Here is a 9,024-nt window from a genome sequence, read left to right as displayed (position 1 = left end):
TGGGGGGGGCGCTGCGCCGGCCTGCAACTGCCGTACTCCCGGCCAACCGCGGTCTTTGTGAGGTGTGGTCGTTCGCGGGGGCGGCACCGGCATGGTGGACGACATCGGTGGCGCGGGAGCCAGCGCGCGCGGTACTTGTGTTGCGGTGCGGGATGGCCGCCGGCGATGAACCCTGGCCCCGCCGCGTGCCGGACCCTGGCCGCCGCGACCTTGCCGCGATGCGACGGCGGGGGCTACCCTGCGGCCTTTCCGTCGCCGCGTCCCACCATGCCCCTTCCGTTCCGCTTCACCCACGCGTGGCCCGTCGCGGCTGCCGTGGCGCTGACCTGCACCGCTCCTGCCGCCCAAGCCCGTGTGTCCGCCCGCGACCAGGCCGCCATCGCCGTCCTCGACCAGCGCCTGGCCGCCGCCGAGAAGCGCTACAACGACGCCCTGGTGCTGGTCGGCAACAGCGACCCCAAGGGCACCCAGGAAAGCGACGCCGCGCTGGAGGACATCGAAGACGTGATCCAGGCCTGCATCAAGCAGCGCGGCTGCGAGGTGGGCACCTATCTGGGTGCGTACAAGCGCCTGCTGAAAGCCAAGGCCGACGCGCAGGGCCAGGCCAGCGACACCGATGCCGCCGACGACGACTCGGCGCCGCTGCAGGCCGACCCCGACCACATCAGCCCGCTCGCCGCCGATGTGCCGGAAGCCGCGCGTGCGGCGCGCCTGCTCAACGACAAGCGCCACGCCTTCGATTCGATGGTGGAGTACAACCCGGCGGTGCAGGCCGGCATCCGCCGCTGGCTCACCGACATGCGGCCGGCACTGATGAGCAGCTACGAGAACTACCAGAACCTGCGCGCGATCATGTGGCCGGAATGGGAGAAGCGCGGCCTGCCGGAAGCGCTGCTGTTCGGCATCATCGCCAAGGAGTCCAACGGCCGTGTGCACGCCAATTCGCGGGTGGGCGCGGCCGGGCTGATGCAGTTCATGCCGGCCACCGGGCGCCGCTTCGGCCTGGGCCCGGACGGTACTGGCTTCGACACCCGCTACGACGCGCGCAGCGCCGCCGAGGCCAGCGCGGTCTACATCAACGAGCGCATGGCCGAACTCAACCGCAGCGTCGAACTGGCCCTGGCCGGCTACAACGGCGGCGAAGGCCGCGCCGCGCGCGTGTTCAACCAGATGCCCGGCCGCAGTTTCTGGGACGCGTCGGTGTACAACCAGTTCCCGGCCGAGACCAAGGACTACGTGCCGATGGTGATCGCCGCGGCGTGGATCTTCCTGCACCCGCAGCAGTACGGCGTGGCCTTCCCCAAGATCAATGCGCAGCCGGCCACGCTGCGTCTGGCCAAGTCCACCACCATCTACGAACTGACCATCTGCCTGGGCAGCGACGGTACCCGCGACGGCTACATGCGCGCGCTGCGCAACCTCAACCCGCGCTACGAGCCGGACGGCTGGATCCCGGCCGGGGTGACCATCAACGCCACCACCAAGATCGTCGGCCTGTACAACCGCTACTGCGTCAGCGGCCCACGCGCCGACCTGGCGCGCGCGCTGATCACCGCCGACGTCACCTCCGCCGTGCGCAGCGGCAGCCCGGCGCCGGTCGCCGACCTCACCGGCAACGTGGCGGTGGGCGACGTCAGCCCGGTCGCCGGCGTGCCGACCACGGTGGCCACCGGCCGTCCCGCGCCGGCCAAGCCCAAGCAGAAGCAGGTGCGCAATTACCGCGTGGCCAAGGGCGACACCCTGGGCCGGATTTCCGACCGTCACGACTGCGACCTGAAGGAGCTGGCCAAGGCCAACGGCCTGCGCGCCCCGGGCTATGCGCTGAAGCCGGGCCAGTCGCTGAAGTTGGTGGGCTGCGAGAAGTAGGGGCACAGCCGCTCCCTTCTCCCTCCGGGACCATGGCCCCCTTTTCGGGGGAAGGTGGCGCCCAGCGCCGGATGAGGGTGCGGCTGCCGCAGTGTTGGGCGTGTGGCTTTTCGGTCATCCATCGCGGACGGACCGTCTGTCACCGTCCATGCGTCGGGACTGAAGTCCCTCCCACAGTGGGTGCCGTTGTATCTCGCGGGTCGCTAGCTGAAGCTCCGGCCGCGAGACCCGAGCGCGGCCCATCCCTTCTCCCCCTGGGAGAAGGTGGCGCGTAAGCGCCGGATGAGGGTACGGCTGCCGCGGTGTTGGGTGTGCGGCTTTTCGGTCATCCATTGCGGGTTGGTGGTTTGTCACCTTCCATGCGTCGGGACTGAAGTCCCTCCGACAAGGGTGTCTCTGCACAAAGGGGCCGCAGCGCGGCCCTACACGCCTCAGCGCACCAGCCGCGCCAGCGCCTGCCCCAGCCGCACCGGCGATTCCGCCTTCAGCGTCGGGTCGAACGCGGCCACGCCGGGCGGCAGCAGCACGATCACCGTGGAGCCGTAGTTGAAGCGCGCCATCTCCTCGAACCGCTGCAGGGTAATCCCCTTGCCGCGCCAGTCCTTGCGGGTGATGCGGTCGGCGTAGCGCGGGATCTCCACGCCGCTCCACACCGTTTCCACGCCGGACACCAGCAGCGCGCCGACCATCACCGAGACCATCGGGCCGAAGTCGGTGTCGAAATGGCAGACCAGGCGTTCGTTGCGCGCGAACAGGCGCGGCACGCTGCGCACCGCGTCGGTGCCGACGCTGAACAGCCGCCCTGGCACGTGCACGGTTTCGCGCAGGGTGCCGGTCCAGGGCATGTGCACGCGGTGGTAGTCGCGCGGCGACAGGTACACGGTGGCATACAGGCCATTGGCGAACGGGGTCGCGGCCGCGTCGTCGCCGAGCAGTTCGGCGGCGGTGAACGACTGCCCCTTGGCCTGGAAGATGCGCCCATCCTCGATTCGGCCGAGCTGGCTGATGCGGCCGTCGGCCGGCATCAGCAGCGCCTGCGGATCGGGATCGGCGACGCGCGCGCCCGGCTTCAGCGCGCGGGTGAAGAAGGCATTGAAGGTCGGGTAAGCGGTCGCGTCCGGTTGCGCAGCCTCGCTCAGGTCCACGCCGAAGCGGCGCACCACCGTGTCGATCAGCCACTGCTTGAGCCCGGGCCGCGACGAGTAGGCCAGGCGCCGCGCCAGCGAGGACAGCAGCCGGTGCGGCAGCACGTAGGTCAGGCGGGTGGTCAGGCTCATGGGGCGGTGGCCTTGGTCAGGGCCTGCAGGTCGGCGGCGATCGCCGCGGCATCGAACGGCGGGCGGATCAGCCCGGCCTGGCGGCCCTGCGGGTCGAGCACCGCGATCGCGGCGGAGTGGTCCATGCTGTAGTCGTTGGGGTTCTCGGCGTAATGCTTGCCCGGCACCTTCTGGAACACGAAGCCCAGCGCGGTGGCGAAGCGCTCCAGCTCGGGCACGTCGGCGGTGGCGGCGATGGTGTCCTTGTGGAAGGCGTGGGCGTACTCGCCCAGCCGCGGCAGGGTGTCGCGCTGCGGGTCGACCGAGACGAACAGCACGCGCGGGCGCAGCGTGTCCGGCAAGGCCTCCCATTGCTTCTGCGCGCGCGCCAGGTCGGCCAGGGTGGTCGGGCACACGTCCGGGCAGGCGGTGAAGCCCAGGAACACCAGGGTCCAGTGGCCCTTGAGCTCGCCCGGCACCAGCGGCGTGCCGTCGGTCTGGCGCAGGTGGAAGTCGGGCAGGGGCCGCGGCTGCGGGTACATGCGCACCGTGCGGGTCTCCGGCCAGGCCGGGGCGGCGCTGCCGCCGAAGTACTTCTGGGCCAGCAGCAGCCCCAGGCCGGCGGCCAGGGCAACCACCAGGACGATGCCGAAGGTGCGGTTGAACATACTGATTTCCCATGCAACGAACGCTCATCATAGCGGCCGGGCCTCTATAATCGGGGGCCGAATTGCCTTGCCTGTTGCCATGACTGCCGACGCGGCCGCCGAACTCCACACGATCATCGACCTGATCCGCTACGGCACCAGCCGTTTCAACGCCGCCGGGCTGAGCTTCGGCCACAGCTACGACAACGCCCTGGACGAGGCCACGCAACTGGTGCTGCACGCGCTGCACCTGCCGCACGACCTCGGCCCGGCCTACGGCAGCGCGCGGGTCACCACGCCGGAGAAGGCGCAGGTGCTGGCGCTGTTCGAGCGCCGCATCGCCGAGCGCATCCCCGCCGCCTACCTCACCGGCGAGGCCTGGTTCGCCGGGCTCAGCTTCAAGAGCGATGCGCGCGCGCTGGTGCCGCGCTCGCCGATCGCCGAACTGATCGAGGCCGGCTTCGAGCCGTGGCTGGCCGGACGCCCGGTGGAGCGCGCGCTGGACCTGTGCACCGGCTCGGGCTGCATCGCCATCGCCATGGCCCACTACAACCCGAACTGGCAGGTGGACGCGGTCGACATCAGCGACGAGGCGCTGAGCCTGGCCGCCGAGAACAAGGAGCGGCTGCTGGCCGACAACGTCGAACTGGTCAAGTCCGACCTGTTCGCCGGGCTGGGCGGGCGCCGCTACGAGCTGATCGTGACCAATCCGCCCTATGTCACCCATGCCGAGACCGACGCGCTGCCGCCCGAGTACGCGCACGAGCCGGAGCTGGGCCTGCGCGCGGGCGACGACGGGCTGGACCTGGCGCTGAAGATCCTGCGCGACGCGCCGGCGCACCTGAGCGAGGACGGCCTGTTGATCTGCGAGGTCGGCGAGTCCGAACGCGCGCTGGCGCAGTTGCTGCCGGAAGTGGACTTCGCCTGGGTCGAGTTCAAGGTCGGGCAGATGGGCATCTTCGCGGTGGAGCGCAGCGAATTGATCGCGCATCACGCGCGCATCGCCGCGCTGGCCGCGGACCGGTGACGCAAGCGACATGAGCGCGAACAGTTTCGGCAAGCTGCTGACCGTCACCACCTTCGGCGAATCGCACGGGCCGGCGATCGGCTGCGTGGTCGATGGCTGCCCCCCGGGGCTGGAACTGGACGCCAGCGAATTCGCCCACGACCTGCAGCGCCGCGCCACCGGCAAGAGCCGGCACACCTCGGCGCGACGCGAAGCCGATGCCATCGAGATCCTGTCCGGGGTCTACGAGGGCCGCACCACCGGCACTCCGATCGGCCTGCTGATCCGCAATACCGACCAGCGCAGCAAGGACTACACCGACATTGCCCGGCAGTTCCGTCCGGGCCATGCCGACTACAGCTACTGGCAGAAGTACGGTATCCGCGATCCGCGCGGCGGCGGCCGCTCCTCCGCGCGCGAAACCACCATGCGCGTGGCCGCCGGCGTGATCGCCAAGAAATGGCTGGCGCAGCGCTACGGCGTGCGCGTGCGCGGCTACCTGTCGCAGCTCGGGCCGCTGCTGCCGCAGGGCTTCGCCTGGGACGCGGTGGAGGACAACGCGTTCTTCTGGCCGCACGCGCCGCAGGTGCCGGAGCTGGAGGCGTACATGGATGCGCTGCGCAAGTCCGGCGATTCGATCGGCGCGCGCGTCACCGTGGTCGCCGATGGCGTGCCGGCCGGCTGGGGCGAGCCGATCTACGGCAAGCTCGACGGCGAACTGGCCGCGGCGATGATGAGCATCAACGCGGTCAAGGGCGTGGAGATCGGCGACGGCTTCGCCGCGGTGACCCAGAAGGGCACCGAGCACCGCGACCTGATCGCGCCGGACGGCTTCCAGTCCAACCACGCCGGCGGCGTGCTCGGCGGCATCGCCACCGGCCAGCCCATCGTCGTCTCGGTGGCGTTCAAGCCCACCTCCAGCCTGCGCCTGCCCGGTGCAACGGTGGATGTGGACGGGCAGGCGGTGGACGTGATCACCACCGGCCGCCACGACCCCTGCGTCGGCATCCGCGCCACCCCGATCGCCGAGGCGATGATGGCGCTGGTGCTGATGGACCAAGCGCTGCGCCACCGCGCGCAATGCGGCGACGTCGGCACGATCACGCCGCGCATCCCCGGCGGTGGCGATGGCTGAGTCGCGGCCGCGGGTGTGGGTCAGCCAGCCGCTGTTCGACGATGTCGTCGCACGGCTGGGCGAGTATTGCGCGCTGACCACCACCGCGGACGTGACCAGGTATTCGCCGCAGGACCTGGCGCAGGCGCTGGCGCCGCTGGACGGCGCCCTGGTCACCCTCAACGAACGCATCGGCGCCGCCGAGATCGCCGGCGCGCCGCGCCTGCGCGCCATCGCCAACGTCGGCGTCGGCTACAACAATCTGGACCTGGACGCGCTCAGCGCGGCCGGCATCGTCGCCACCAACACCCCCGACGTGCTCACCGAGACCACCGCCGATCTCGGCTTCGCGCTGCTGATGGCCGCCGCGCGCCGCGTCGGCGAGGCCGAGCGCTGGCTGCGTGCGGGGCAGTGGCAGCAGTGGTCGTTCCAGACCATGCTCGGCGCCGATGTCCACGGCAGCACCCTCGGCATCCTCGGCATGGGCCGCATCGGCCAGGCCATCGCGCGCCGCGCGGCCGGCTTCTCGATGCGCGTGCTGTACCACAACCGCAGCCGCCTGCCGGCCGAGGTGGAGCGCGCGCATCGCGCCGAGTACGTCGGCTTCGACGATCTGCTGGCGCGCGCCGACCACCTGTTGCTGGTGCTGCCGTACAGCGCGCAGTCGCACCACATCGTCGACGCCGCCGCACTGGCCAAGATGCGGCCGACCGCGACGCTGGTGAACATCGCTCGCGGTGGCCTGGTGGATGAAGTCGCACTGGCCGACGCGCTGGCCAACGGGCGTCTGGCCGCAGCCGGACTCGACGTGTTCGAAGGCGAGCCGGCGATCCGTCCGGAGCTGCTGGCGCTGCGCAACGTGGTGCTGACCCCGCACATCGGCAGCGCCAGCGTGGCCACGCGCCGTGCGATGGTGGTGCTGGCGGTGGACAACCTGCTCGCCGCCCTGGGCATCGGCGCCGACGCCGGGCGCCCGCCCAACGCGCTGAACCTGGACGCGATCGCCGCGGCCAGCATCGGTGCGCGGGCGATCGCGGACAAAAAACGATAGGGAGCCTGCGGCGCCGCGCGCGACGCGCACGGCAGGTTCCCCGAATCCACGTGGCAGTGCGGCTGTTCCTCCCCCTTCTTTTTCTGCGGATCGAATCTTCCATGAGCAATGCAACCCGTCGTTTCAACGTCGCCGTCGTCGGCGCCACCGGTGCCGTTGGCGAAACCATGCTGAGCATCCTCGCCGAGCGCGATTTCCCCGTCGCCACGCTGTACCCGCTGGCCTCCGAGCGCTCGGCCGGCGGCCAGGTCGAGTTCAAGGGCCACAAGGTCACCGTGCTCGACCTGGCCACGTTCGACCCGAGCGGCGTGGACATCGCGCTGTTTTCGGCCGGCGGCGGCATCTCCAAGGAATACGCACCGAAGTTCGCCGCGGCCGGCGCGGTGGTGATCGACAACTCCTCGACCTTCCGCTACGACGACGACGTGCCGCTGGTGGTGTCGGAGGTCAATCCGCACGCGTTGAAGAACCGCCCGCGCGGCATCGTCGCCAACCCCAATTGCTCGACCATGCAGCTGATGCCGGTGCTGGCGCCGATCCACAAGGAATACGGCATCGAGCGCATCAACGTGGCCACCTACCAGTCGGTGTCCGGCGCCGGCCGCTCGGGCATGGAGGAGCTGGGCAAGCAGACCGCGCAGTTGCTGGCGTTCCAGGACATCGAGCCGCAGAAGTTCCAGGCGCAGATCGCCTTCAACCTGATCCCGCACATCGACGACTTCCAGCCCAACGGCTACACCAAGGAAGAGATGAAGCTGGTGTGGGAGACGCAGAAGATCCTCGAGGACAGCAGCATCCTGGTGAACCCCACCGCGGTGCGTGTGCCGGTGTTCTTCGGCCATTCCGAGGCGGTCAACATCGAGACCAAGCGCAAGATCACCGTCGAGCAGGCGCGCGCGCTGCTGGGTCAGGCGCCCGGCGTGGAAGTGGTCGACGAGCACAAGGCTGGCGGCTATCCGACCCCGGTGACCCATGCCTCCGGCAAGGACCCGGTGTTCGTCGGCCGCATCCGCGAAGACTTCTCGCACCCGCGCGGCCTCAACCTGTGGGTGGTGGCCGACAACATCCGCAAGGGCGCTGCGCTCAATGCGGTGCAGCTGGCCGAGCTGGTCGCCCAGGAGGGCTGAGATTCGGGAGTCGGGATTGGGGATTCGTAAGAGCCCCGCAGCGCCGTTTCGGCGCTGCGGAGCGCGTTATCTCCAGGCAACCACGCAACGGCCAGTGGCGCATGCCCTGGCCGTTGTCGTGTCCGGCATTTGCGTCGTGCCGCATGGCGCAGTTCAAGCGGCGCCTGTGTGGGAGGGACTTCAGTCCCGACGGGCTTTACCGACCCAGTGTCCGGGCTGAATCCCTTCCCACACCTGCTCCCCACCACAACGCCAGCGCTCCGTCGGCATTGCGCGCCAACCCATGCAATTCGACCCCGCCGCCGCTGCAATGCCCGCAACGAATCCCCAATCCCAAATCCCCAATCCCCGCTTCATATATATTGATGGACATGACTCCAAGGGGCAGGGGCGGGATGCGCCTACAACCACGTTTGTTCCGTCGCCGTCGCGGCGATGCTGTGTCCGCCGTGCGCGGGCTGCGCGATGTCTGTCGCGCCGCCGCGGCGCTGCTGTTGCTGGCCTGCAGCCAGGCCGCGCTGGCGCTGGGCCTGGGCGATATCCGCGTGCTGTCCAAGCCGGGAGAGCCCTTCCTGGCCGAGATCCCGGTGATCTCCAACGAGCCGGGCGAACTGGAGCGGGCGCGGGTGGCGCTCGCCTCGCCGGCGACCTTCGCGCGGGTCGGGCTGGAGCGCCCGCAGGGCCTGGTCAGCGATCTGCAGTTCCGTTTCACCCAGACCCGCAAGGGCCGCGCGGTGATCCAGGTCAGCAGCCGCATGCCGGTCGACGTGCCGTCGCTGAGCTTCCTGATCGAGGTCGATTGGGGCCAGGGGCGGCTGATCCGCGAATACTCCGCGCTGATCGATGCGCCCAACACCGCCGCCGCGATCGATGCACCGGCGATCGATGCGCCGGCCGCGGCGCAGCCGTCCGACCGCATCGCCCGCGAAACGTCCACCGCGGCGCCAGCGCCTGCCA

The 9,024-nt window shown here is 70.1% G+C and carries 8 protein-coding genes; 6 read left to right on the top strand and 2 right to left on the bottom strand.

The annotated features are described in order from the left end of the window. Nucleotides 1-267: 267 nt before the first annotated feature. Entirely contained in the window at nt 268-1,866 is a 1,599-nt protein-coding gene (locus D183_RS0111435) for a transglycosylase SLT domain-containing protein (RefSeq protein ID WP_017909108.1), read from the top strand. Between the two features lie 431 nt (nt 1,867-2,297). Here the strand turns inward: D183_RS0111435 and asd are convergent, their stop codons facing one another. Beyond that, the gene (asd, locus tag D183_RS0111430) at nt 2,298-3,143 is read right to left on the bottom strand and encodes an archaetidylserine decarboxylase (RefSeq protein ID WP_017909107.1); all 846 of its coding nucleotides are present in this window, start codon (nt 3,141-3,143) and stop codon (nt 2,298-2,300) included. Next, on the bottom strand, nt 3,140-3,790 hold the full coding sequence (locus D183_RS0111425) for an SCO family protein (protein WP_017909106.1): 651 nt from the start codon (nt 3,788-3,790) through the stop codon (nt 3,140-3,142). The genes asd and D183_RS0111425 overlap by 4 nt, the downstream gene beginning before the upstream one ends. A gap of 79 nt (nt 3,791-3,869) precedes the next feature. Here D183_RS0111425 and prmB point away from each other — a divergent pair, with 79 nt between their 5' ends. The 5 genes from prmB to D183_RS24530 form a co-directional block, all read left to right on the top strand. Then, nucleotides 3,870-4,796, top strand: coding sequence for a 50S ribosomal protein L3 N(5)-glutamine methyltransferase (gene prmB / locus D183_RS0111420; protein WP_017909105.1), 927 nt, complete (start codon nt 3,870-3,872; stop codon nt 4,794-4,796). 10 nt (nt 4,797-4,806) lie between these two features. Beyond that, on the top strand, nt 4,807-5,910 hold the full coding sequence (gene aroC / locus D183_RS0111415; RefSeq protein WP_017909104.1) for a chorismate synthase: 1,104 nt from the start codon (nt 4,807-4,809) through the stop codon (nt 5,908-5,910). After that, nucleotides 5,903-6,940 carry a 2-hydroxyacid dehydrogenase gene (locus D183_RS0111410; protein WP_026144389.1) on the top strand — a complete coding sequence of 346 codons (1,038 nt, stop codon included), beginning with the start codon at nt 5,903-5,905 and terminating at the stop codon, nt 6,938-6,940. The genes aroC and D183_RS0111410 overlap by 8 nt, the downstream gene beginning before the upstream one ends. Before the next feature lie 101 nt (nt 6,941-7,041). Continuing rightward, on the top strand, nt 7,042-8,067 hold the full coding sequence (locus D183_RS0111405) for an aspartate-semialdehyde dehydrogenase (RefSeq protein ID WP_017909102.1): 1,026 nt from the start codon (nt 7,042-7,044) through the stop codon (nt 8,065-8,067). Between the two features lie 488 nt (nt 8,068-8,555). Next, on the top strand, nt 8,556-9,024 hold a 469-nt coding region (locus D183_RS24530; RefSeq protein ID WP_441365737.1), incomplete at its 3' end, for a type IV pilus assembly protein FimV.

It is taken from the genome of Xanthomonas sp. SHU 199 (genome assembly GCF_000364665.1).
Taxonomy (GTDB): domain Bacteria; phylum Pseudomonadota; class Gammaproteobacteria; order Xanthomonadales; family Xanthomonadaceae; genus Xanthomonas_A; species Xanthomonas_A sontii.
Note: the sequence above shows the minus strand (reverse complement) of the source record. Positions and strands in the feature narration are given on the sequence as shown.